Here is a 24923-nt window from a genome sequence, read left to right as displayed (position 1 = left end):
TCAGCATGGTCCTTACGACCTGGGCTACACACGTGCTACAATGGATGGTACAACGCGCAGCCAACTCGCGAGAGTGAGCGAATCGCCAAAAGCCATCCCCAGTTCAGATCGGAGTCTGCAACTCGACTCCGTGAAGTTGGAATCGCTAGTAATCGCGGGTCAGCATACCGCGGTGAATACGTTCCCGGGCCTTGTACACACCGCCCGTCACACCACGGGAGTAAATTGCAGCTCAAACCGCCGGGAGCTGAAAGGCAGGCGTCTAGGCTGTGGTTCATGACTGGGGTGAAGTCGTAACAAGGTAACTGTACCGGAAGGTGCGGTTGGATCACCTCCTTTACAAGCTCCTCACTACGTGTGTTCCTTCTGCCCTGTGCAGAAGTGTCGCTCATCTCCCCAAGCTGTCCCCCAACTTATGTTGGGGGACAGCTTTTTGTCGTCTGATACGCGGAATTGCCCGGAAACAGATAGACTGTGAATATGACCTCTGATATTCAGGCCGCTTTCGTGCGGGCACAGCAGGATGCACAGGCGCTTCCTAAAAAGCTTGGCAACGATGTGATGCTCAGGCTCTACGGGCTGTACAAGCAGGGCAGCGGGGGTGACGCTGGCACAGAGCGTCCAGGCGGTTTCGATTTCGTGGGTGCGGCCAAATACGACGCCTGGGATGCCCTGCGCGGCAAGTCCACGGAAGACGCCCAGCGCGAATACACCGAACTGGTCAGGTCACTTCAGGCCGGGAGCTGAAGTAAGCTGGGCGGGTGACGGATTCCCCCGTTCCCGACTCTGGCCCCCATGCGGCTGGCTCTCCCTCCGTGCTGGCCCCGGCCAAGACGAGAATGCGCGAGCTGGCCGCTGCTTATGCCCAGGCGCTGCCGGGCCTGGATACGCATAGCCTGATGTCCGGGCTGGACGGCGTGACCCTGACCTTCATGGCGATGGGAGACCGCGACGGCGCGTATGACCCCGAACACCGCGTCATCCTGATCAACAGCCGGGTGCGTCCAGAACGGCAGCGGTTTACCCTGGCCCACGAGATCGGTCATGCGCTGCTGCTGGGGGATGACGACCTGCTGAGCGATCTGCACGACAGTTTCGAGGGGGACCGCTTGGAGGAAGTGATCGAGACGCTGTGCAACGTGGCGGCGGCGGCGATCCTGATGCCCGAGGCACTGACAGCGGAACTGCTGACCCGCTTTGGCCCCAGCGGACGCGCCCTGGCGGAGCTGACCCGCCGTGCCGATGTGAGTGCCTCCAGCGCCATCTATACGCTGGCCGAGCGCAGCGATGCCCTGGTGATCTACGCGGTGTGCGCTGTGACGCGCATCGACGCCGAGCCTGGAGACAGTGAAGAGGAGCATCTGTCCGGCAAGGCCCTGACCGTTCGTGCCAGCAGTGCCGCCGCTGGGGTCAAATACAGCCTGCGCCCGGGCACTCCCATTCCTGACGATCATCCGGTGGCGGTGGCGCTGGACACCGGCATTCCCATCACGCAGGACAGCTACATTCCCTTCCGGTCTGGCCGCAAGATGCCTGCTTACGTGGATGTGTTTCCAGAACGGAACCGTGTGCTGGTCAGTTTCACACTGCCTTTCAAAGCCGGCAAGGACGAGATCTGAACCGCCTGCACGGCCTGAACTTCGGCTTTCCTGTGCCAGGGGGCGAGAAAGGTTCGGCTGGCTGGCGTGTGTCATGGACAGGTACGGCGGTGATGGGCATTCTGAACGTCACGCCGGACAGTTTCAGCGATGGTGGACGGCACTTTGAGCTGGCGGAGGCCCTGGCCTCTGCCCGCCGGATGCGGGACGCGGGTGTGCTGGTGCTGGATATCGGCGGCGAGAGTACCCGCCCCGGCGCAGAACCTGTGCCCGCCGAAACCGAACTGGACCGCATCCTCCCCGTCATCCGGGCGCTGGCTGGAGAGGGCGTCTTGCTCAGCGTGGATACCCTCAAGCCGGAGGTGGCACAGGCCGCGCTACGGGCCGGGGCGCATCTGGTGAACGACGTCGGCGGTCTGCGCGATCCCGAGATGAGGCGGGTCTGTGCTGAGGCGGGCGCACCGGCAGCCCTGATGCACATGCAGGGCGAGCCGCGCACCATGCAGCAAAACCCCAGCTACGACGACGTGGTGGCCGAGGTTTTCGCCTTTTTACGCGAACAGGCGGCGGTGGCGCGGGCGGCGGGTGTGCCGGATGTGCTGCTCGATCCTGGGGTCGGTTTCGGCAAGACGCGGGAGCATAATCTGACGCTGCTGCGGGCGCTGCCGCAATTGACGGCTGGGCCGGACGGCGTGCTGTTGGGGGCCAGCCGCAAACGCCTGATCGATTATCTGGCCGACGTTCCACGTGCGGAAGACCGTGACCCCGGCACGCTGGCCCTGCATCTGCACGCGGCCAGCACGGGCGCGGCGCTGGTGCGGGCGCATGCGGCGGCGGCGCACGTTCAGGCGCTGCGGGTACAGGCAGCGCTAGACTTGCCGGGATGACGGCGTTGACGAGGAACCGAGAATGAGCCGCGTGATACTGGAAGGGCTGGAATTTCACGCCCGGCACGGCGTTTACGACACCGAGGGCGTGCTGGGCGCGCGTTTCGTGGTGGACGCCGAGCTGTATTACGATTTCGCCGGACTGCCCGACGAGCTGAGTGCCGCCGTCAATTACGCCGCCGTCTACACCGCTATCCAGGAGGAAGTCACGGGAAAGCGCCATCAGTTGATTGAGGTGCTGACGGACCGGATTGCCCGCCGCATCCTGAACGATCAGCCCAGACTGGCCCGCGTGACCGTGCGCGTGCATAAGCCGTTTGCCCCGCTGCCCGGCGTGTTCCGCGACGTTTTTGCCGAGCTGACGTTGGAGCAGCCTGCGCCTTGAGGAACTTGGCCTTGAGCGACTCGGCCCCAGGCGACTCATACGTGGACGCCTACATCGCTCTGGGCGCGAATCTGGGCCGTCCGCTGGAAACACTGCGCTGGGCCGTGGCCGAGGTCAGTTCGCTGGGCGAGGTTTGTGGCGTCTCAAAGCTGTACCAGACGGCTCCCGTCGGCGGCCCATCGGGTCAGCCGGACTATCTGAATGCGGCGCTGTGTTTGCGGACCCGCCTCTTACCGCTGGAACTGCTGGCGGCCCTGCATGACGCCGAGGCCCGCGCCGGACGCGAACGCCGCGAGCGCTGGGAGGCGCGGGTGCTGGACCTCGATCTGATCGTGTACGGCAACTGGATTGAGGCGGGTCCGCCCCTGACCCTGCCGCACCCGCGCGCCTGGGAGCGGGCCTTCGTTCTCGCTCCCCTGGCGGACCTGAATGTGGGGCTGGCGCACCCGCAGACGGGTGAGACGGTGGGGCAGGCACTGGCGCGGATGGACGGGTCGGGCCTTCAGGCAGAGGCGACGGACTGGCTCAGTTTTTCATGAATCTGACCGCTGCCTACCGTCTGCGGGCCGCTGCGGCGCTATGCTACGAAGCGATATGAGCGAATTGACCTCCAACAAACGTCATGGCGGCGTGGGCCGCGCGCTGCTGTGGGTGGCCATCGTGCTGACCGTGGCGCTGCTGGGCTTCGTGACCGCCGTGGCCGTCCGCGGCAACCCGATTTACAGTGACCGCGAGGCCAACGGCGTCAGCAAATACAAGTTTATCGAGGAATGCCGTGAACTTCTGACGGACACTGAGAAGCTGACCGTGGGCGCGCAGGGTCAGGCCATTCCCCTGAAGACACTGGTGGAACAGAGCGCCCCGCTGGCCAAGGGCGATGAGTTGCGCGCCGAGCTGGAGGCCGAACCCGCCCAGATCATCCGCGCCACCGAGAACATCGAGGGCGGCGGCTGGACCCTGACCGCGCCCGCCACCATCTCGGTCCACAGTGGCAGCAAGACCCGTGCGCTGGGCCAGTTGCCCATGCAGTGCGTTCACCCCAAGGGCCAGGAAACGCAGGCGCAGTTGCAGTTGCCAGGGCAGTGAAGGTTGTGGGCTGTGGGTTGTAGGTCGTGGAAAAAGCGGGCATGTGATTGCGTGACTCACGGAATGCGCTAAAAAGCAGTCGATCCCCACCGACATGGAGGGCGAGAAACATGGCCAGTTTCTCGCCTCCTGTCTCTCCCTACACCCCACAACCTACGCCCCACAACCCGTCACATCACCACATCAAGCCCGCTCAGGCATTCCTCAGCGATGGCGCGGGCCAGCGGATCGCGGGTGCTGCGGGCGTAACTGACGCCCAGATGCAGGTGAGACTGGCCGCCGGAGTTGCCCATCAGCTCCAGGGTCTGGTAGAAGGCCAGGTGGGTGTGTGCCAGTAGCACGTCGCGGGTGCGCTCGGGGGGCAGGGTCCGCAGCAGGCCCAGGGCGTCGGCGTAGGCTTCCAGCGCGCGGGGCTGATCGCCCTCGACGGCCCACTCGCGGCCCAGTTGCAGGGACCGGGCCGCCGTGAGATACGCGTTTCGCATGGCGCAGAGTCTAGCGTGCAGCGTCTGTCGTGAGCGCGTGGCAGGTACCGTTTGCGCTATCTCTGGGGGGCCGATGACCCCAGACCTGCACCCCGCCGCCTCGCTGACCCTGCCCCTTCGCCTGCCGTATTCGGAACTGTCGCGGCTGGGCACCGCCTGGGCGGCAGAGCAGGTGTTCACGTTGCCACTGCCGACTGCGCCCACGTTGCGCGTGACGAATATCCTGCTCCGCGCCGCTGGGCCGCGTCTCAGCGCCGCAGTTTCAGTCCAGAGCAATGGGCTGCTGGGCCTGAAGGCCACCTTCGATCTGTCGGGAACCCCGGTGCTGGACCGGGCCGGGCAAGTGCTGACGCTGGAGGACGTGGCCCTGAACACCCGCAAGGACGGCCTGAGCGGACGGCTGCTGAGCCTGCTGGCCGATGCCCGTGTGACGGCGTATCTGGCGCGGCTGGCGCGCGTGGACCTCGGCCCCCGAATGGCGGAACTGCGCGCTCAGGCACAAGACCGCCTCCCGTTGACGCCGGTGGACGGCATAGAGGTGGCCGGGACGGTTACGCGACTGGCGGTGACTGGCCTTGAGGTCACTCCTGACGCGCTGCTACTGACCGCCGTGGCAGGTGGAGACCTGCGCGTGACCCTGAAGGCGGACGGGGTGTTGCCGCCCGCTCAGCCAGTCACGGTAAAGCCGCGCTAGCCTGGACCCATGCCTGACTTTCCCCTGTCCGTTCATCCCAACTGGGCCACGCTGACCGAAGACGCCGCCCAGCCCTGGGACACGCTGGAAAGCCGCCAACTGGTGGACGGCTACCGGGTGGTGCTGGAAGACCGGGTGCGGGTCAAGGCGGGCGTGGAAACGCTGTACCAGTACCGTCCGCGTGGGCCGCGCGCCGTGTTCGTGCTGCCGGTGACGGTGGCAGGGGAGGCGGTGCTGATCCGCCAGTACCGCTACCCGCTGCGCGCCACCATCATGGAGGTCGTCGCGGGCGGCGTGGAGCGCGGCGAGGACCTGTTGCCCGCCGCTGCCCGCGAACTGCTGGAAGAGGTGGGCGGCGTGAGCCACGACTGGGTGCCGCTTCCAGGCTTTTACCCGCAGCCCAGCATCAGCGGCGTGGTCTTTTACGCTGCGCTGGCCCTGAACGTGACCCTGGGGGCCACCCACCACGAGGACACCGAGACCATCGAGCGCGTGGTGCTGCCGCTCCCAGAGGCATACCGCATGCTGGAGGCCGGGGAAATTCAGGACGGCCCCAGCGGCCTGACGCTGTTCCACGCGCGGCGGCATCTGGTGGAGCGCGGGCTGCTGTAGTGGATTTGCCTGACCTCCCCTCCCCCTTCACCACCCTGGCCGGGGAACACCGCCACAGCGCCGTGGTGGAGAACAGCGAATTTCTGGCCTTCGCCGCGCGCGCCGACACGCCGCCCGAAGCCCTGGCGTACCTGGAAACGGTCAAAGCGCGCTACCCCGACGCCACGCACCACTGCTGGGCCTATCAGATTGGGGCCGAATACCGTTTCAACGATGACGGTGAACCAGGGGGCACGGCGGGCGCTCCGATGCTGCGGGCCATCGGGGGTCAGGGGCTGGACCATGTCATGGCCGTGGTGGTGCGCTATTACGGCGGCGTCAAACTGGGAACGGGCGGTCTGGTGCGCGCCTACGGCGGAGCGGCGGCGGAATGTCTGCGGACTGCGCCCCGCCTGGAGGTCCGCCCGCGTCAGCCGCTGCGGGTGCGCGTGCCGTTCCCGCACCTGAGTGCCCTGTACCACCTGCTGGACACCTTCGACACCGCGCGCGGCGAGGAGGAGTACACCGTGTCGGGAATAGAGATGTCGCTGGGCCTCTTCCCGGAAGACGTGCAGGCGTTCACGGCAGCCCTGGCGGACGCGACGCGCGGTGAGGCACAGGTGGAATGAACTCCGGCTTCAGCTTCCCTTTCCGGTCGCGCGGCGCAGGCGGCTGGTGACGGCGGGCACCGCGCGCAGGGCCAGGGATTTCAGCTCGTTAGGTGGCCCCAGGAAGATGGCCACGCCCAGCGCCAGCCCGCCCAGCAGCAGTTCAGCGATAAACAGCAGGGGCAACGACAGCCCCAGACCGCGCAGGGGCACGATCACGGCGCAAAAGAGGGCCGCCGTGCCCAGGCCGCACAACACGCCGACACCATAGGATTTCAGGATGTCGCGCCCACCGCCCACGATGGAACGGACCATCAGTTCAAAGGCCAGGTTTCGCACGATGATGGCGGCCAGCATGACCAGTGCAATGACCTCCACGCTGCCGCCCAGGCTGTAAGCCGTCCAGAAGCTCAGCGCCAGGGCCACCAGATACACGGCCTGAATATTGGTCTTGACCCGGAGCTGCGCGGTGGCCTCGGCCAGCACCCCGGCCAGATTGCTGGAGACCATGAACGGCACCAGCAGGCCAAAAATCTTGACCAGGATCACGGCCCCCACGAACTGTGATCCCAGCAGCACCGCCACGACTTCGGGAGCCGCCACGAAAATGCCGCCTGCCACGCAGGACATGACGATCAGCAGGGCCACCAGGGCCGAATGGTGGGCACGCCGCAGACGCTCGGATTCGCTCTGGATCGAACTGAACGACGGGGCCAGCACCCGGGTCAGGCTGGTCGCGAAGGCCAGGGCCGGAACGCCTACCGTGTTGTAGGCCCGTTTGTAGATGCCCAGTTCTGCCTGGGGATACAGCCGTCCCAGCATCAGGGTGTCCAGGCTGGAACTCACGAATTCCAGAAAATTGATGACGGTCACGCGGGTGGCAAAGGCATACAGCGCGCGGTAGGACTCCGGGCGAAAGGTCAGGCGCAGGCTGTGGCGGGTGTAGGCGTACAGGATGATCATCTGGATCAGGGCCTGAGCCACTGCGCTGATCGCCAGACTGAACGCGCCGAAGCCCAGGTAGGCGGCTCCCAGCCCGAACAGCCCGTGACCGATCACCAGCGACACCACCTCACCGATCAGCAGGGGCCGGAAATTGAGCTGGCGGCGCAGCAGGCTGGTCGAGATGACCACCATGGCGGTCAGCATGTAGGCGGCGGCATAGCCCCGGAAGACCATGGGCAGGTCCGGCATGCTGTAATACGCCCCGGCCAGCGGAGCAAGCAGCCAGGCCGCCACGGTGGCCAGCAGCCCCAGCCCGATGGAGGACGTGAACCCGGCCTGGACGTCCTCGCCGCTCAGCTCGGGCTTTTGCACCAGTGCCTGACCCACGCCCAGATCGCCGATGAACTGGCCGAAGCGCTGCAAGACGTAGGCGATGGCCACCACGCCGAATTCCTTGGGTGTCAGCAGGCGCGACAGAATGGCCGAGAAGACCAGGCCCATCAACGCGACGATGAACATGGTCAGGTAGCTCCATTTCATGGCGTTGACGGTTCTGCTTTTGAGGTTGGTCACGTGCGGACGTCCGTTTTGCCGCGCTCCCGCGCCTCTTCCAGCACCTGGGCATACAGGTCCGAATACATCCGGGCCTGCCGCTCGAAGGTGTAGTGCGCCGTGACCTTCGCCAGTGCGGCAGCCTCCAGCGCGCGGGGTTCGGGATGGTCCAGCAGGAAGGCGATCCCGGCAGCCAGATCAGCCGCGTCACCGTGCCGGGCCAGGTAGCCGTTGACGCGGTGGTCCACGATGTCGGCGGGTCCGCTGCCATCAAAGCAGACCACCGGGGTCCCGCAGGCCATCGATTCCATCGCCACCTTGCCGAAGGCTTCCTCCAGAGAGGGCATCACGGTCAGGTCCGCGCCCGCGTACAGGGTGGCCAGGGCGTGGTCATCGTCCACGGAACCCAGAAAATGGGTCTTCAGGGGCATGGGCGGCGGGGTCTGACCGTACAGCGGCCCGAAGACCACCAGTTCAAGGGTGTGGGCATCGGGCCGCCGGGCCAGGATCTCGGCGGCGCGGCGCAGTTCTGCAAAGCCCTTGCGGGTGTCGCTCAGTGGATTCATGGCCCCAAACAGGATCAGTCGGCGGTCTGCCGCCGCGCCCAGCCCCGCCAGCAGGCCAGGGGCTGCGCGGGCCGCCTGCCGCCCCAGGGGCCGGAAAACCGCCGTGTCCAGGGCGTTGGGAATGACCACCGTGCGGCGTCCGGCGAACAGCGAACTGCGCCGCGCCTCGTCGGCCAGCCAGTGGCTCAGGGCCACCAGCGTGAGCGGGCGGCGGTTCCAGGACCGCGACTTGCGGCGGTGCAGCGTGCGCGAATAGTCGTCCGGGCGCGTGGACCCCAGCGCCGGGCAATGGCCGCACTCGGCTTCAAAGCGCGTGCAGTCCTGGGCGTAGTGGCAGCCGCCGGTCATGGGCCACAGGTCTCGCAGGGTCCACACCACTGGCGCGTGAATCCCCGCCAGGCTCTCGGGACTCAGGAAGCCGTCGTTGATCCAGTGCAGGTTGACCACGTCGGGCCGCAGGGCGTTGATCTGATGGTGCAGCGGCAGGTTCAGGGCGGCGGGCGAGAAATATTCCAGCGGCCCCAGGCGCTCGCGCACCACGCGCTCGGCCCGCCGCGCCAGCTTCGAGGCCAGTGCTGGGCGGGCTTGCGTCACCTTCGGATCATCCGTGACCTTGTTCTGCACCAGCATGGCCGAATCCAGGTGCGCGTTCAGCGCCTGATGCAGCCAGAACGCGCCCCGCGCCGCGCCGCCGCCGCCGTCACTGGTACTCAGGTGCAGCACCTTCATCGGGTGATGGGCCGGTGGAGGCGGGTAGGTCGAGCAGGGCGGCGGAGGGGAGGGACCATCATCTGCGGGCCAGCATAGGCGCGTGCGCGTTACCCGAAAGTAAACCCCAGGTCCGCAGAGCCTGGGGCGGCTGGGTGATGCGGACAAGTTTCTCATGTTTGGCTTTGCGCTGATTTTCGCAAGATGTCTTTTTTCTCTGGCTGCGCTGGGACGGCGTTTGCGGTTCCCCCCTCCCAGCCTCTCGCGGTGCGAGCTGTACCAGTCCCCCGCAAGGAGGGAGGAGCCAAAAACGCCGTGTTTAGCGGCATCATCATTTTTATGAGTGGGATGTCTGCATCATCCAGCCTGGGGCGGAGGTTCTGTGTGGATGGCCTGCCCATCGGAGTCCGTATCAAACAGGCTGTGCAGCAAGCCCTCCTCGGCTGGGCTGGGGGAAGCAGAGCAGTCTGGAAAGGAACGCGGAAGTCTTGAATCCCAGGACAGGGGCAGAATGGTTGCGGGCGCAAAGGGGGCCGACGGTCTGCCTGGAGGACAGGTGTTCTCCCGTAATGGGGCTGGGGCGGTCTACCGCCTTCCGGGCCATGCGGTGCAGACGGATCGGGTGGAACAGGCGCGCAACGAAACATTTACGCCCCAGACCGCATTCTGGCTTTCGGATGGGTCACGTCAGTGTGGTCCAGCAAATATCGATGACATGAACCTTTAAAGAGGAGTTCTGAGGCACCCGGCCTGCCGCGCATGGGGCATGGTGGGTGGGCAGAAAGGCGAGACGGAACCGAAGGCAAGGGCAGGACTGAAGTGCAGACAGGACAGGGAAGGAAAGGGGAGACCATGAGGAAGGGAAGACAGGACAAGAGGCCGGCCAGATGGGCCAGAGGAATGGCGCTGGCGCTGCTGGGAACAGGACTGCTGATCGGCTGCAAGCCGTCCGATCCTCCCAAACCCACGGACCCCTACGCGGGTGGCCAGTCCTATCCCTGGACGGGCAAGGCAGATGCCTCCCCCAGACCCCTGACCCAGGGCCGGAATTACCTGTCCGATCTGAGCTACAGCTCGGCCAGCAACGCCTGGGGGCCTATCGAGCTGGATAAAAGTAACGGCAGTCAATTGCCCGGCGACGGTCAGGCCCTCAAGATCGGCACCCAGACCTTCGCCAAGGGCATCGGCGTGCATGCGGGCAGCACGCTGACCTACACCCTGAACGGCAACTGCTCCACTTTCAGCGCCACGGTGGGTATAGACGCAGAGGTGGGAGCGCGGGGCAGCGTGGTCTTTCAGGTCTACGGCGACGACACACTGCTGGCTGCAAGCGGAACGATGACGGGCGTCAGTGCGGCCAAGGTGTTCTCGGTCTCCGTCAAGGGCGTCAAGGAACTGAAGCTGGTGGTCACGGACGCCGGGGACGGCATCGCGTATGACCACGCCGACTGGGCCGACGCGCAGGTGAGCTGCGAGGTGCTTCCGGGGGCCGACGTCACGCCGCCGGTGGCCCCGAAAAGCCTGACCGCCACAGCCAGCAGCGGGGGCATTGCTCTGGATTGGGCAGACAACTCCGAAGCCGATCTGGCGGGCTACCGCGTGTCGCGTTCGACCAGCGTCGGTGGAACATTCACTGTGCTGACCACCACTCTGCTGACGGTCTCCGCCTACACCGACGCTGCCGCGCCGCAGGGCGTGCCCTCGTACTATCAGGTGGTGGCGGTGGACAAGAGCGGCAACGCCTCGGCCCCCAGCAGCGCCAGCGCCACCCGGCCCCAGCCCAACACGTCGCTGGGCCGCGCCAAGCTGCAAAGTCTGGACGGTGGCCCCTTTGCGGACCGGCTGGTCTTCAGCCGCATCGGCTCGCTGGTCAGCCCACCCAGCAACGGCGTACATGACCGCGCCACGCTGCGGATCACCAATACGGGCAGCGGTGCCTTGCAGGTCACGGGTCTGCCCATCACGGGGGCCTGGGAGGTGGACCCCAAACTGACCCTGCCGCTGGACCTCGCCCCGGGCAAGACCCAGGACGTGCAGGTGGTTTTCAAGGCGCAGGGCACTTCGCCAGTCGGCAAGGTCCACAGCGGCACCCTGACCGTGGAATCCAGCGACGCGGCAGCCCCCAAACAGGTCATTCAGCTCGCGGGCGTGTGGCAGGGCCAGTCCGAGAGCGGCCAGGAGCCGTCGCTGGAAGAGATCGTGGAAGGCGGCTTCGGGTTCCAGACGAAGTTCGCGCCAGGCGGCGATGTCAATCAGGAGGGCCGGGTGGCCCCGCAGGGCGACGAGGTGATCGCGCCGTACTGGCAGCGCATCGATGCCGCCGCGCCCGTGACCGTTCAGCAACTGGCCGCCTACCACACCCAGGGCGACGCGGCCACCCTGAAATGGTTTACCAAGGGCGACACTGACGGTCCCGCCATCCTAACCCAGGCGGGCATCGACGGTCAGTCGGTGTTGCCCCGCAAGAACGGCACGAACGATCCGGCGGTGGCCACCTTCTCGCCAGCCACCACCTTTGGGTTCAGGGTGGACAGCGAGAACAGCGACGCCACACTGAACGATCAGAACGCGGACCGTGGCAACGGGTGCGTGGACCCCTGCGGTCAGCATGTGCGTTTCTTTAAAGCCAGGGACCGGGCGGGCCAGATCATGCCCGGCACCTACCTGCTGATCATGGACTACTCGGGGATCAACTACGACTACAACGACAACGTCTACCTGATCGGCAACCTCAAGCCCGCCTCCATCCTGATCGATGTGGGTCTCACGCCTGCCGGGGGGCAGTTCACCGATCCGCAGGGCAACGTGTGGTTCTCGGACCGGGACCGCAACAATTACGCGCTGTTCACGCCGAACACGGCCAAGAACGAGCCGGACGGCGGTCCCAATACGGCCCTCGACATTCTGGGCACCACCAACGACACGCTGTACCGCACTTACCGGGGCAACGTGGGCAGCCTGACGCCGCGCGCCATCAACTTTGATATTCCGCTGGAAAACGGCCCGCAGACGCTCCGGCTGCATTTCGCCGATCTGGCGCACACCACCGCTGGCAAACGGGTCTTCGACGTGGTGGCCGAGGGTCAGAACGTGCTGCCCAATCTGGATATCGTGCAGCAGGCCGGGAACGGCAACACCGCGCTGGTCAAGACCGTGAACGTGCAGGTCACGGGCGGCGCGCTGAACCTGACCCTGAGCGCCTCGGTGGACTACCCTTCCATTGCAGGCATCGAGATCGTGCGCTGAGGACCATGTGACCGGGAGCAGGGCGGGTGTTCTGAGACAGGAGGCGGCGCAATGGACAGAGCAGTGGAACAGCCCCAGCGATCTGCCTGCTTCTGGAGGAACGCGGTGGGAGCCACGGAGCAGGCGCGTTTCCCACACAGCCTTGACGCTATCGCTGCTGCCACGCTTTCCGAGTCTGCGCCTGTGTCCTGCCCTGATCACCACACGCTTCTAGTTGCCATCGGCCCTGATTCTTAAAGCCCCGCTCTTTCAAAAGGAAAACCCATGATGCAAAGCCCCTCACCCCGCCCTGCTGTCACCCGCCCCGATCTCGAATTTCCACAGGTGGTCCGTCTGCTGCGCCGCGCCGCCGTGCCCATTCTGGGCGTCACGGTGCTGGCGGGGGTGGGCGCGTTTCTGCTGTCCGGTCTGCAACCCAAGGTCTACGAGGCCACCAGCAGCATGTTCACCGAGCAGGACGGCAGCAGCGCGCTGAACGACAGTCTGCTGCGGCCCTCGCCCCTGCCGCGTGGTGGGCTGGAGCAGGCCCTGCACAGCCCGGCAGTGGTCAAGCTGGTCATCAACCGGTTGCGGGCCGCCAGCATCGCGCCCGTGGCGGTGGCCAAGATAAGGAATGACCTTGAAACCGAGCTGAGTACCGGCAATTTCAAGAAGTTGCAGATCGTTCCCGACAAGAACAGCCCCAGCAATTCAAACAGCGGCGTCGTCTATATCCTGAGCGCTCAGGCCAACACCCCCGAACTGGCCCGCGTGCTGGCCGACTCCACGGTTGCCGCGCTGCAACTGTGGGACATCCAGCGCGCCCAGAAGCGTTCGGAGCAGGCCCGCGCCGCCCTGAAGCTGCAACTGGACGTGCTGGACCGTACCGCGCAGACCGGCGGCCTCAGCACCGACGACGTCAACAGGCAGGCCCGCGCGTCCATCGTGCGTGATCTGGCTGTCATTACCTCCTCGCGCCAGAGCGTGGCCGGCACCCTGGACGTGATCGCCGAGGCCGTCGATCCCGCCAGGCCCCTGACCCCCCGGCCCCTGCGTACAGGAGCGCTGGCCGCCCTGCTGACGCTGTTGTTCGCGGGCGGCGGCGCAGTGCTGCTGGGCAGCCGCCGCCAGCCCACGGAGTCCGAGGTGCTGGACTGGGACAGCACGCCCGAAGGTACCCCCTCCCTGTACCGGCACGAGGCCAGCGAGAGCCGCAACGTGACCTCTACCGTGCCACACCGCTAGCGCCAGAGCGTTTCCCTGAGTGTCGCCGAAGGCCAGTGCTTTTGGCGGCTCTTTTCTGGCGGGCAGTCTCGTGAAGACTAGAGCTGCTGTCTAGACGAAAACGCTTCGGGGAGCAGGTTCCCATACTTTCTCCGTGTGGCCTCTCTCTTCATGAAGATGTCAGAACAGGGAAAAGCAAGCATTGAGGGGGTAGGTTCAGAGCAGAGAAAGGCTGTGGGGCGCTGCTTTCTCCCAATAGGCCACCGGAGAGACTGGTCCTTTGAAACGGGTTGCCAGCATTGCCGGACTGGTCGGGACAATTTACTTCTCGTTAGCGCCCAATCGATTAAGTTCAACATGTGGGAATCGGTCACATGGATCTGGCCTTATGCTCAGGACCTAAGGCCCGCGCCACGGGTGGCTTCCGCCTCCAGACTCTGGGAGATGCATTCCCCATCTGGTCTGTTCCATCATCTGAAGACCGCTCCTGTGTCGATCCAATTGTTCTCACTGCCGCCGTTTCCCCGCGCCCTCCGTGCTTTCCCCCCACCCTCCGAGGAGATTTCTGAACATGCCATATACCCCTACCTTGCGCACCCCCATGAAAGTCGCCGTCGTGGGCACGGGCTATGTCGGCCTGGGCACTACCGCCCTGCTCGCCTATTTTGGCCATCAGGTGATGGGACTGGACATCGATCAGGACAAGGTGGATATGCTTGTGCGCGGCGAACTGCCGATCTACGAGCCGGGGCTGGGCGAGCTGATGGCCGAGTGCGGGGACCGCTTGCACTGGACCACCGACTATTCGGCGGCCATTCCAGATGCGGACGTGATCTTTATCTGCGTCGGCACGCCGCCGCTGCCGGGCGGACAGCCGGACCTGCGCTATCTGGCGGCGGCGGCGCAGGACGTGGCGCGGCACCTGAACGGCAAGATGCAGGTGGTGGTCAACAAGAGTACGGTGCCGGTGGGCACAGGGGACTGGGTGGCGCGGATCATCGAGGAAAATGCCCCGGATTACAAGCAGCACCAGTACAACGTGGTCAGCAACCCCGAGTTTCTGCGCGAGGGCACGGCGCTATTCGACAGCCTGTACCCGGACCGGCTGGTGCTGGGCGGCAATGACGGTGCCGGCGTGGCGCGCCTGCTGGAACTGTACGCCCCGCTGATCGAGCAGGACTTTCAGGCCCCGGCGCATGTGCCCCGGCCCCAGGGCTACACCCGCCCGGAAGTGGTGGCCACCAGCCTGAGCAGCGCCGAGATGATCAAGTACGCTGCCAACTCCTTTCTGGCCCTCAAGATCAGTTTCGCCAACGAGATCGCCGGGCTGTGCGAGCGCGTGGACGCCGATATCGAGGAAGTGGCGCGCGGCATCGGCAGCGACGCGCGCATCGGGCGGCAGTTTCTGTCGGCTGGGGCAGGTTGGGGCGGCTCGTGCTTCGGCAAGGACACCTCCGCCCTGATCAGCACTGGTGAGGAATACGGCTACGACATGCCCATTCTGCGCGCCGCTGTGGCGGTCAACCAGAGCCAGCGGCAACTGGTGATTGCCAAGCTGCAAAAGCACCTGCATCGGCTTCAGGGCAAGCGCGTGGCGGTATTGGGCATGGCCTTTAAGCCCAACACAGACGATCTGCGTGACGCCCCGGCGCACGACGCCATTGCCCGCCTGAACGAGCTGGGCGCGACGGTGGTGGCGCATGACCCGGTGGCGATGCCACGCGCCCGCCGCGAGTGGGGCCACCTGAATTACACCGAGGCCAGTTCTGCCGCAGCCGCCCTGATCGGCGCGGACGCCGTGCTGCTGATGACCGAGTGGAAGGACTACACCGAGCTGGACTGGAACGGGGCCGTGCGGACCATGCGCCAGCCGCTGGTGATCGACACCCGCAATGCCCTGCGCTGCGCCATCCCCACCGCCACGCTGGAGCAGATCGGACGGCGCGGCCAGAGCCAGGTCAGCCAGCATCAGATCAGCTCCAGCCAGGTCAGCCCTAGCCAGGTCAGCTCCGAGCAGGTCGCGCCTCAGGCGAAAAAGTGACCGTGGCTCCCAAGAACATCCTGCTCACGGGCAGCGCCGGATTCGTGGGCAGTCACCTGACCGAGCGGTTTCTTGCCGACGGCCACACGGTCATCGGCGTGGACAATTACATCTCCGGGCAGCCCGCCAACACGGCGCTGTTTGCGAATCACCCGAACTTCAAATTCATCCAGGCGGATGTCAGCGAGGGCATTCCGTACAAGGCCGCCGCGTTCGATGGCCAGACGCTGGACTTCGTGCTGCACTTTGCCAGCCCGGCCAGCCCGCCGCACTACCAGCAGTTTCCCATCAAAACCCTGATGGTGGGCGCGCAGGGCACCCAGAACGCGCTGGAACTGGCCCACGCACATGGGGCCACCTTTCTGCTGGCCTCCACCTCCGAGGTCTACGGCGATCCGCAGGTGCATCCACAGCCCGAGAGCTACTGGGGCCACGTCAACCCCAACGGCCTGCGGAGCTGCTACGACGAGGCCAAGCGCTACGCCGAGGCCATCACCTTCGCGTACCATCGGCACCACGGCGTGGACACCCGCGTCATCCGTATCTTCAACACTTACGGCCCGCGTATGCGCCCCGACGACGGGCGCGTGGTCACCAATCTGGTGATGCAGGCGCTGGCCGGGGGACCGCTGACGGTCTACGGTGACGGCCAGCAGACCCGCAGCTTCCAGTACGTGACCGATCTGGTGGGCGGCATCGTGGCCCTGATGGGCTTGCCCGAGAGTGAGGCGGTCCACGGCCCGGTCAATCTGGGCAACCCCGACGAGTACACCATTCTGGAGTTCGCGCAGGTGATCCGCGAGTTGATCGAGCCGGGCCTGGAGATCATCCACGAACCGCTGCCCGCCGACGATCCCCGCCAGCGCAAGCCCGATATTTCCCGCGCCCGCGAGTTGCTGGGCTGGGCACCGGGGGTAGACCTGCGCGCGGGCCTGACGCGCACGGTGGAGAGCTTCCGCCAGCAGGTGTTGCAGGCGTGATGCCAGCGGAATCTGAGAAACCAGCGGAACCTGAGAAACCAGCGGGTGGGGAAGCGGCACTCCGCCGGGCCGTGCGCGTGGTGGCACTGATCGATCCCCTGTGGGGAGGGCATCACGGCGGTTACGCGGTCACGCTGGCCCAGGGCCTGACGGATCAGGGCATCCAGGTTCATATCATCGGACCTGCACCCTTCGTGGAGGAGGTCTGCCGGGCCGTGCCACAGGCCACAGGCCACGTTCTGCCGCTATTTCCGGGCAGTGGGCCGGACAGCGGCCCGGACAGCGGCCCGGCGTATTACCGCCTGAACCGCGTGGCAAGGGACCGTGTGAACCTGCGGTTTCTGCGCGCGGCGCTGCGGATGGCTGGCGGTCTGGGCGCAGATACGGCGCACCTGCTGTGGCTGGACAGCTTTTTACCCCCGCTGGTGGCGGCGCTGGCAGGCCGAAAAAACCGCGCAATGGCGGTGCGGGGGACGCTGCACTGGGCCTATTTCCTGGAAGAGTTCGAGGCACGCCGTTTCAGCCAGCCGGTCCACCGCCTGCTGCTGCGGACGCTGGGCGCTCTGGGCCTGCGCGTGATGATGCACTCCAGGGCGCTGATCAGGGGCGTCCAGGCCGGAGAGCTGGACGCCGTGCCGCATCCCGCCCATCCGCTGCAATTTCAGCTAGAGGAACGTGAGCAGGTCGGGCAGGCGGTGCGCCAGCAGATGAATATTCCGCCCCAGGCCACAGTGCTGCTGGCCTTCGGCGGGACCCGGCACGATAAGGGCAGTGATCTTGCGCTGGAGGCCCTGGCCCTGCTTCCCCCCCATGTTCATCTGCTGGTGGCGGGTTCCGCGTACGCCTTCGATGCCGAGGCGTTCCGTGAGCGGGGAGAGCGGCTGGGCCTCGCGGACCGGCTGCACCTGCACCTCGAATACATCGCCGACGAGGCTGTGGAGGGCTATTTTCTGGCCGCCGACGCCTGCCTGCTGCCGTACCGGCGCTATTTCGCGGGCCAGAGCGGGCCGCTGATCATCGCCGCGTCGCTGGGTCTGCCCGTGCTGGCTGCCGACGTGGGCGTGCTGGCCGAGATGGTGGAAACGTACAGTCTGGGCGCACTGTTTGCACCGGAAGACCCGGTGGCGCTGGCCCGCTGCGTGCAGGACTTCGACGTGTCCGCTTTTGCCCCTGAAACTGCCCGGTTTCAGAAGGACCACTCCCCCCAGGCGTTCGTGGACGCCGTGCTGCAAAGCTATCTGGGCCAGGCGGAAGGCTAAGACTCGCCTCAACTCCAGGCAAAGAACATCTTTCCACCCTCTGCTCGTGCAGGGGGTTTTTTGATTCCTGGCACCATTCGGAGAGGATTTCATCAGCAGAGGGCCATGTTCCGTGGAGCCAGGCTGAAGCGTCTGCTGAACAGCCACGAGGCGTTCCTCTCTTCGCTTGCTATGCGACGGACTCCGGTTGATAAGGTGTCGCGCATATCTGGAACTCCGAGTGGGACTTGCAGAGCTGCGCCGCAGAGAGTCTTCTTCATGGGCCTCTATTCGCGACGGTGTCCTGAACGCGCGTTGTTCTGGTCTGGGCGCGTGACAAACCGAATCCGTAGCAGACCAGCAGGCAGGCACCAGAAAAAAGCCCCCCTCCGAACGGAGAGGGACCTGGGTCGGGCGGTAAGGATCAGCGCGGGCCAGCAATCATTCCGGCGGCCTTGGCGCGGCTTTCCCAGGCGGTGACGGCCTGCGCCAGGAGCTGCGGGTTGACGGCGCGGTTGGCGGCCTGGATGCTGGTGTTGTTGCGTTCCACACCGGCAGTCACGGACCAGTCCCAGCGGGCGTCGGGGTTGCTGGCGGTCGGGGTGCCCCAGCCCACGGTGTTGCCTTCGGCGATCACGGTGCTGGCGTCGTTGGGGGCCTGGCAGTAGTTGCGCAGGTAGAAACCGGAGTCGCTGTCTGCGTCCAGCAGGGTGCCGTCGCTCAGTTTGCCCAGCGCTAGCATGGTGTTGCCGCTGATCTTCTGGTGGTGGCCGCCCGCCACGGCGATGCCGTAGTTGCTGGTTTCCAGAACGGTGTTGCCTGTGGCCTCGGTGTACCCGGAGTTGCAGCCGTCGCCCATCATGATGCCGCCGCCGCTGTAAGAGTCGTCGGGGCGGCCCGAGAACGCACCGTTGATCAGGTTGTCGTGAATGCGGATCGGGCTGCTGGCCGTGCCATTGGAATCGTAGATGTTGATCACGTCCTCGACATGGCTCTGGCGGGCCGTGTTCTCCACGCGGTTCCAGGCGATCTCGGCCCCGCTGATGTCACGCATGCCGTTGAACTGCACGAACTGGACCCGGTAGAACTTGTCCTGGAAGCCGCCGTTGCCGTCGCTGTAGCGGCCCTCGATATTGCGGACCAGGTTGTTGCGGATGACGATGGTCACGGGCAGGCCCTTGTTGCCCTGCCATTTGTTGATATAGATGCCGCTGGTCTTTTCCATGAAGTTGTTCTCGATCAGCAGCGAGACGACGCCCTCGGCCTGGAGGAAACGGCCCGGGTAACGGGTACGGTCATTGGGGTTCAGGCCGTAGCCCTTGCAGTTGCGGACCGTCAGGTTGGCCGAGGTCCATGAGGCGTCGATCAGGTTGCCCCGTCCACGCAGCGTGCAGTTTTCCAGGATGACCGGCTCGGAGGTCTTGATCTGGATGGCCGGAACCGAAGGATCGTTGCTGAGGTACTCGCCGCTGTAGGTACCGCCCTTGGTGATCACCAGCGGCCCATTGACGACGGGCACGGGAATGGGGGCAGGCACCGGAGCAGGGACAGGTACGGGAATGGGCGCAGGAACAGGTACGGGAATGGGCGCAGGGATTGGAGCGGGAATGGGCGCAGGGACTGGAGCGGGTGCAGGTGCTGGTGCATTGATCTCGCAAGATTTCGTCGTGCCATAGGCCGGATCGTTGCCGAAGAACCCGTTGGTGCATTGGCCACTGGAGGTGACGTCTTTTACGATCCACGCGGTGCCAGCGCCGTATCTGACACTCTGCGTTCCGCTGACAGAGAAAGACTCACCCTCGCCGGCGATCCTGGTCCAAGTTGCAGGGGCAGGTGCAGGGGCAGGCGCAGCCATATTGCAGTTCACCAGAATGGCCCCGCCCCAGTCGGCGTGATCGTAGTAGTTGTTGTCGCCCGCGTCGGTGACCATCAGCTTGAGTTCCTTGCGACCCGCGATGTCGATGTTGACGGTCTTGGAGGCGTCTTTGCCAGTCATCTTCCCGCTGTCGAACAGTTTGACGCCGTCGGCGTACACCTGGAAGACCGCGCTGCCCTGGTCGCCGACCTCATCATCGATGCCCACGTCGCTGATGAAGCGGTTGCACACCCCGCCGATATTGAAGGTCATCGAGGAATTGGAGTGCGTCCCGAAACCGCTGTCGTACTTCTTGCCGTTCACGCTCATCATGCGCCCGTCTTTGGCCCCGGACTCACCGTTGCTGATGTTGCGCTCGATGGGTCCCCAACCGTTGCTGGCCGCCGTCCAGGGCGAGTTGCTCAGCATGTTGTTGCCCGTCCCCAGCGACTCCTGGGTCAGCCGGGTGCCCGCTTCCGTGTCGGTCCAGGAGCGGTCCGTGCCGTCATACACGCTGTCCTGCGCCACGCTTTCCTGGACGGGCGGCGTGGTGACCGTGGCCACCGGCTCCTGGGGCACGCTGGGACCCGAGCAGGCTGCCAGGATCAGGGGCGCACACCACACCAGCCAGCGCAGGGGACGGGCGGTTCTGGCGAGCGGGGACAGCGGAGCAGTGGAGTGGATGGGGGACATGTGGGTTCTCCTGGGAAAGGCGCGTCGTCGACGGAAGGGGCAGATTCGGAGGATCTATAAAAATGGCGTGTGGGTCGCCGGGGGATGGGGTGTTCTTCTCGGCTGCCATCACGCTACAGATTTGGCCAGACCTTCATCTATGAAATATCCATAGCAAAAAGCCTCGTTTTGCTCAATTTTTAACAGAAATTCAGATTTAACGTCTTTTTAACGGGTGTATAGGGGGAGGGTCATTCCCTTTAAAGGCCATCTGGTATGAGGTCTGTAAGAAAAATTTGAAGATTGGCGCAAAGCTGCCGCCCTTCGCATAAATTTCTTTATTTTTCTCTGGGTAAGGAAAATGTAAGAATAAATTAGCCCATTTCAAATAGATAAAGTAGAAAAACAAGCGGTAAAATCAATTTTAAAAATTTAAAGTCATTTTAATAATATATATTATATTTTCAATATTCTAGATGCCGTATAAAAAATTGGAATTGGCGTCAAGGATTTAGAATCTATTTCCCTTTTTATGTGTTTTTAATGAGATATGAGATTAAAGTGAGGCGCGCGAAGACGCTCCACCACTGGAATTGGGGAGCAGATGGCTTGAGACGGAACCCGCACTTGGAGGGTTGCTCTGTACTGCTCTGTGCGGTTCCGCTGCACCACCCGACGGCATGCACCTCCGTCACCTGATGAAGTTGCCAGATGCGCCGAAAGCGTTGGCATACTGGGCGAAGACCGGGGGATCATCAGTGACAGAACTGGAACCCCTGGCTGCACTCTCCAGCGGAGATTTGCAAGCCAGGGTGCCCTCTTCCGGGATACGTGTTCTAGAAAGGATCGGGTGTGGGTGCCAGCAACTTCCAGGCCTCCACGTCCAGCAGGCCGCGTGGGGTCAGTTTCAGGGATGGGATCACGCTCAGGCCCAGGAAGCTGAGGGTGGTGACCGGGTACGGCAGCACGCAACCTAGGGCGCGGGCAGCAGCGGTGACCTCGCCCAGTCGGGCGGCGGCCTGCTGCGGGGGCAGATCGGTCATCAGGCCCGCGTAGGGCAGGGGCAGACTGGCCTGAACCGCGCCGCCCGAGACCACCACCACGCCGCCGCCCATCTCGCGCAGGGCGTGGCCTGCCGCCCGCACGTCGTCGTCGTTACCGCCCAAAAATGCGGCGTTGTGGGCGTCGTGCAGGATGCTGATGCCCAGCGTTCCCCGGCTGCCCATGCCCGTGCCGGAGGTCCAGCAGGCAGCCCGGTGGCCGCGCCCGTAGCGGTCCGCCACCACCATGCGCGCCCCTCCACTCTCTGAATTGGCGCTGCCGGGTGCGCCTCTGTGTGTCGTGATCTGATCCGGGCTGACCTGCATCACTGGCCAGTGGGCGGGAACGTCAAACGTGGCCGTATCCCAGTCGGCTCCCAGGTCCACGCCGCCGCCGTCCAGGGGCGGGGTGACCTCGCCGGGCCGGGCTTCTGTGCCGCCGATGAACGTTTCCAGCACTTCAAAATTCTTTAAATCGCGCAGCAGCACCATGTCGGCGTGATAACCGGGGGCGACCAGGCCGCAGTCGTATAGGCCCCAGTATTCCGCCGGGTTGCAGGTCACGAGTGCCACCGCGTCCGCCGGGTGCAGGCCGCCCGCCACGCAGGTTCGCAGCAGGCGGTCCAGATGGCCCAGTTCCAGCAACTCGTCCACGCTCACGTCGTCGCTGACCAGCATGGCGCGGCGCGGGCGCTCCAGCAGCACCGGCAGCAGGGCGTCCAGATTGCGGGCCGCCGAACCCTCGCGGACCATCAGCCACAGGCCCGCGCGCAGGCGTTCACGGGCTTCCTGGGGCGTGGCGGCCTCATGGTCCGAGTGCATTCCAGCCGCCGCGTAGGCCATCAGGTCACGGCCCCGCACCCCGGCGGCGTGACCGTCCATGCGCCCGCCCGCCGCTCGTCCGGCCTCCAGAATGTCCCACACGCCCGCGTCGCCGCCCAGCACGCCGGGGTAATTCATCATCTCGGCCAGCCCCAGCACACCGGGGACGCGCAGCATCCGGGCCGTTTCCGCCGCTGTGACATGTGCGCCGCCGTCCTCGAATTCGCTGGCAGGCACGCACGACGGCGCAGAGGCCCACACGCGCAGGCCCGATGTGCGCCCGGCCTCCAGCATCCATTCCAGACCACGCACGCCCAGCACGTTGACCACCTCGTGCGGCTCGGCCACCACGCCCGTCGTACCACGCGGCAACACGGCCCGCGCAAAACCTGCCGGAGTCAACAGGCTGGACTCGATATGGATGTGGCCGTCGATGAAGCCTGGGGCCAGGAACGCGCCGCGCGCCTCGACCACCCGCGCGGCCTTGAAATTCATGCCAGCGCCGCCCAGCGCGGCCACCCGCCCGTCCGCTACCAGCACATCGGCCTCAAAAATCTCGCGCGTGGCGGGCTGGACCACCTGTGCGCCGCGAATCAGCAGATCGCCCGCCTCCTCGCCCCGCGCCACCCGGACCAGTCGCCTCCGGTCCCCCTGCCGATCACTTTCAAACTGCATGGGGCAGTCTAGGGGCGCAGGGGTTCAGGCGTCCAACCGCCGCCGCCTTCTGGCGCTACCCGCCCTTGAACCCCTTGAGCAACTTCCCGCGTTCCTCCAGCGCCCGCTGAAACAGGGCCTGCTGCTGCGCCTGCTGATAGGCGCGGGCGCTGTTCATCCCACTGCTGTTCATGCCACTTTTCGGGGCGGGTTGCGTGGCCGTCTTGCCGGGCTTGGGCATGGGTGCAAGTGTTCCGAAACGGCGGGCGCGGAACATGCCGGGATGTTCCTCGAACACGGCGGTCACCCCGTCTGGCAGCCCAGCAATGTGCAAGGCGAACGCCTGTTCCTGCGCCAGTTCGGCCTGTTTCGCGCCGTCTCCCAGCTCGGTCAGCAGGCGGTCGATCAGTGCGAAGACCTGTGCGGCGTACGCCTCCACATCGGCGCGGGCGGGCAACTCGCCCCGGTGAATCACGCGGTTGCGGAAGTCCGCGCCCAGAGCGGCGGGGGTCAGGAAGTCCGGCTCCTTGCCCTCCCGTAGCAGGTAGGCCAGCGCGAACATGCCCAGTTGCCGCTCGGACTGGCTGGCGACGTGCCGCCAGGTGGCCGTCAGGGCCGCCGTCGCTGCGCCAAAATCCGATGCCGTATCCGAGGCACGTTCCAGGGCATACGAACGCACGTAGAACTCGAAAAAGCGTTCCAGCGCCGCTGCGAAACTGGCCACCGCCTCGCGGGCGTAACCGTCCATCAGGGCGCGGGTGCCCAGGTCGAACAGCACCTCGAACTTCTGCTTTCGCACCAGCACGCAGTAGGCGGCCCCGCAGTGCGCGCAGCTCAGGTCATGCACGCTGCTGTCGGCGTACTCGGCGCGGTTCTCGCGGCCACAGGTGGGGCAGGTGGTGGGAAAGTCCATGCGTGGGTTGAGTGTAGGGGTCTAAAGGTCTAAGCGTCTAAGGGTCAAGCTCAGAGTTCGCCCCAGCCTTAGACGCTTACACCCTTGACTCTCAGACCACGCCGTAGGCGTTACTCCCCAATTACGTAGCTTAGCCCCCCGCTGTGCGAGAGCCATAGCTTTTCAAAGGCGGCGCGGGGGTAGGTGCGGCGTACGGTTTCGTTGTTCGGTGCGGCAGGATCGTTCAGCACCGGATTGCCTGCCTTATCAAAACCAATCAAGACCATCAGGTGCCCACTGCTGGTGGCAATCGCCGCGCCGGGCAATTCGCCTTTCTTCCAGCCCAGGCTGACAGCAATCGGCACACCCGCGCCCGTGAATTTCTCGGCGGCGGCCAGACTGGGCAGGCGGGTCACATAGGCCCGCAGGCCCAGCGCCCCGGCGTAGGCGGCATTGAAGGACCAGTTGCCGGTGCCGTCGTAGGCGCGGTCATAGGTGGCTTTGGCGGCCTGCGGCACGGTGACATCCACGCCACGCGCGGCCAGGATCATGGAGACGCTGGTGGGGCTGCACCAGACCTCGCCGCCGTCCGAGTAGATCATCTGGGAACGCTGCGGCACGGTGTTGATCTTGCCCCACGCCGCCCTGTCACTGACCGTCCCCAGCCCCGCGCTCCGGCGGGCGCTGTCCGAGGTGTTGAAGGCCAACAGGCGCAATGTGGTTCCCTCGCCGCGCAGGGTCACGCGGTACTGGTAGGCCGTGGCCTTTCTGGTCAGGCGCAGGGTGTCGGTCATGATCTGCCCGGCGCTGTCCTTCTGGCCGTTCTGGCTGCTGCGGCCTTCCGCGCTGCTCCACGTTCCAAACGAGTACCAGCGGGACCAGACCGTTCCCGTCTGCGCCCGGACCTCCACACTCACGCTGCCCGCGCCCGGCGTGAGGGCGTTCCACGACGGCACCAGTTCATCAAAGGCCGCAACGTTTTGTGGGGCAGAGATCAGCGTGCCATTCGTGACGCCGGGAGCCAGCGAGACGGCCTCCGCGTGAATCTGCGCGCCCTGAACTTCCGCGCCTGCCCAGTCGGCGGCCCGCTCGTGGATGGTGGTGGTGCTGCCCGGATAGGTCATGGTAAGCGCCCCCGCGCCGCCGCTGAGTGCAAGAGCCAGAAGAAAACCGTT

Annotated in this window: 21 protein-coding genes and 1 rRNA gene; 15 read left to right on the top strand and 7 right to left on the bottom strand. The window is 65.3% G+C overall.

Annotated elements, in window-relative coordinates:
- The 7 genes from BOO71_RS08435 to BOO71_RS08405 all read left to right on the top strand — a co-directional run.
- Positions 1-339, top strand: a 16S ribosomal RNA gene (locus BOO71_RS08435); the annotation flags it as partial.
- A 141-nt stretch (positions 340-480) separates the two neighbouring features.
- Complete coding sequence (locus tag BOO71_RS08430; RefSeq protein ID WP_075831493.1) at positions 481-747, top strand: acyl-CoA-binding protein; 267 nt, start codon at positions 481-483, stop codon at positions 745-747.
- 92 nt (positions 748-839) lie between these two features.
- Positions 840-1619 (top strand): ImmA/IrrE family metallo-endopeptidase, encoded by a 780-nt coding sequence (locus BOO71_RS08425; protein WP_075831509.1) that lies wholly within the window; start codon positions 840-842, stop codon positions 1617-1619.
- 68 nt (positions 1620-1687) lie between these two features.
- Complete coding sequence (folP, locus tag BOO71_RS08420) at positions 1688-2485, top strand: dihydropteroate synthase (protein WP_368482870.1); 798 nt, start codon at positions 1688-1690, stop codon at positions 2483-2485.
- Positions 2486-2507: 22 nt separating this feature from the next.
- Positions 2508-2870, top strand: a complete 363-nt coding sequence (gene folB, locus BOO71_RS08415) for a dihydroneopterin aldolase (RefSeq protein ID WP_075831491.1) — start codon at positions 2508-2510, stop codon at positions 2868-2870.
- A gap of 11 nt (positions 2871-2881) precedes the next feature.
- Entirely contained in the window at positions 2882-3409 is a 528-nt protein-coding gene (gene folK, locus BOO71_RS08410) for a 2-amino-4-hydroxy-6-hydroxymethyldihydropteridine diphosphokinase (RefSeq protein WP_254843088.1), read from the top strand.
- A gap of 55 nt (positions 3410-3464) precedes the next feature.
- The gene (locus BOO71_RS08405) at positions 3465-3956 is read left to right on the top strand and encodes a hypothetical protein (RefSeq protein WP_075831490.1); all 492 of its coding nucleotides are present in this window, start codon (positions 3465-3467) and stop codon (positions 3954-3956) included.
- A 170-nt stretch (positions 3957-4126) separates the two neighbouring features.
- Here BOO71_RS08405 and BOO71_RS08400 read toward each other — a convergent pair whose 3' ends face one another.
- Entirely contained in the window at positions 4127-4441 is a 315-nt protein-coding gene (locus tag BOO71_RS08400) for a hypothetical protein (RefSeq protein ID WP_075831489.1), read from the bottom strand.
- A 73-nt stretch (positions 4442-4514) separates the two neighbouring features.
- Between BOO71_RS08400 and BOO71_RS08395 the strand changes: the two genes are divergently transcribed.
- The 3 genes from BOO71_RS08395 to BOO71_RS08385 are packed head-to-tail and all read left to right on the top strand — an operon-like array spanning position 4515 to position 6355.
- Positions 4515-5135, top strand: coding sequence for a DUF4403 family protein (locus BOO71_RS08395; RefSeq protein ID WP_075831488.1), 621 nt, complete (start codon positions 4515-4517; stop codon positions 5133-5135).
- A 9-nt stretch (positions 5136-5144) separates the two neighbouring features.
- Positions 5145-5747, top strand: a complete 603-nt coding sequence (locus BOO71_RS08390; protein ID WP_083653239.1) for an NUDIX domain-containing protein — start codon at positions 5145-5147, stop codon at positions 5745-5747.
- Between the two features lie 5 nt (positions 5748-5752).
- Complete coding sequence (locus BOO71_RS08385; protein ID WP_075831506.1) at positions 5753-6355, top strand: IMPACT family protein; 603 nt, start codon at positions 5753-5755, stop codon at positions 6353-6355.
- A gap of 9 nt (positions 6356-6364) precedes the next feature.
- On the opposite strand, the gene BOO71_RS08380 is transcribed toward BOO71_RS08385, so the two are convergent.
- A complete protein-coding gene (locus tag BOO71_RS08380) occupies positions 6365-7852 on the bottom strand; it encodes a lipopolysaccharide biosynthesis protein (protein ID WP_075831487.1) in 1488 nt (495 codons plus the stop codon).
- Positions 7849-9120: a glycosyltransferase gene (locus BOO71_RS08375; RefSeq protein ID WP_175607400.1), complete on the bottom strand. Its 1272-nt coding sequence runs from the start codon at positions 9118-9120 to the stop codon at positions 7849-7851. The genes BOO71_RS08380 and BOO71_RS08375 overlap by 4 nt, the downstream gene beginning before the upstream one ends.
- Positions 9121-9957: 837 nt before the next feature.
- Here BOO71_RS08375 and BOO71_RS08370 point away from each other — a divergent pair.
- From BOO71_RS08370 to BOO71_RS08350, 5 genes are all read left to right on the top strand, one after another.
- Positions 9958-12351: an NPCBM/NEW2 domain-containing protein gene (locus BOO71_RS08370; protein WP_175607399.1), complete on the top strand. Its 2394-nt coding sequence runs from the start codon at positions 9958-9960 to the stop codon at positions 12349-12351.
- A gap of 264 nt (positions 12352-12615) precedes the next feature.
- On the top strand, positions 12616-13575 hold the full coding sequence (locus tag BOO71_RS08365) for a hypothetical protein (RefSeq protein ID WP_075831484.1): 960 nt from the start codon (positions 12616-12618) through the stop codon (positions 13573-13575).
- 550 nt (positions 13576-14125) lie between these two features.
- Positions 14126-15595, top strand: a complete 1470-nt coding sequence (locus tag BOO71_RS08360) for a UDP-glucose dehydrogenase family protein (protein ID WP_254843087.1) — start codon at positions 14126-14128, stop codon at positions 15593-15595.
- Positions 15592-16575, top strand: a complete 984-nt coding sequence (locus tag BOO71_RS08355) for a UDP-glucuronic acid decarboxylase family protein (protein ID WP_254843086.1) — start codon at positions 15592-15594, stop codon at positions 16573-16575. Before BOO71_RS08360 ends, BOO71_RS08355 begins: the two co-directional genes overlap by 4 nt.
- Positions 16575-17834: a glycosyltransferase family 4 protein gene (locus BOO71_RS08350; RefSeq protein ID WP_075831483.1), complete on the top strand. Its 1260-nt coding sequence runs from the start codon at positions 16575-16577 to the stop codon at positions 17832-17834. Before BOO71_RS08355 ends, BOO71_RS08350 begins: the two co-directional genes overlap by 1 nt.
- 403 nt (positions 17835-18237) lie before the next feature.
- Here BOO71_RS08350 and BOO71_RS08345 read toward each other — a convergent pair whose 3' ends face one another.
- From BOO71_RS08345 to BOO71_RS08330, 4 genes are all read right to left on the bottom strand, one after another.
- Positions 18238-20361: an NPCBM/NEW2 domain-containing protein gene (locus BOO71_RS08345; protein WP_075831482.1), complete on the bottom strand. Its 2124-nt coding sequence runs from the start codon at positions 20359-20361 to the stop codon at positions 18238-18240.
- A gap of 815 nt (positions 20362-21176) precedes the next feature.
- Positions 21177-22877, bottom strand: a complete 1701-nt coding sequence (locus tag BOO71_RS08340; RefSeq protein ID WP_075831481.1) for an adenine deaminase — start codon at positions 22875-22877, stop codon at positions 21177-21179.
- Positions 22878-22932: 55 nt separating this feature from the next.
- On the bottom strand, positions 22933-23769 hold the full coding sequence (locus BOO71_RS08335) for a hypothetical protein (protein WP_075831480.1): 837 nt from the start codon (positions 23767-23769) through the stop codon (positions 22933-22935).
- A 110-nt stretch (positions 23770-23879) separates the two neighbouring features.
- Positions 23880-24872 carry a peptidase C39 family protein gene (locus tag BOO71_RS08330; RefSeq protein WP_139322834.1) on the bottom strand — a complete coding sequence of 331 codons (993 nt, stop codon included), beginning with the start codon at positions 24870-24872 and terminating at the stop codon, positions 23880-23882.
- Between the last annotated feature and the right edge of the window lie 51 nt (positions 24873-24923).

It is taken from the genome of Deinococcus marmoris (genome assembly GCF_001949125.1).
Classification (GTDB): domain Bacteria; phylum Deinococcota; class Deinococci; order Deinococcales; family Deinococcaceae; genus Deinococcus; species Deinococcus marmoris_A.
The sequence above is the reverse complement of the archived record's forward strand: the minus strand, read 5'-3'. Positions and strand labels throughout refer to the sequence as shown.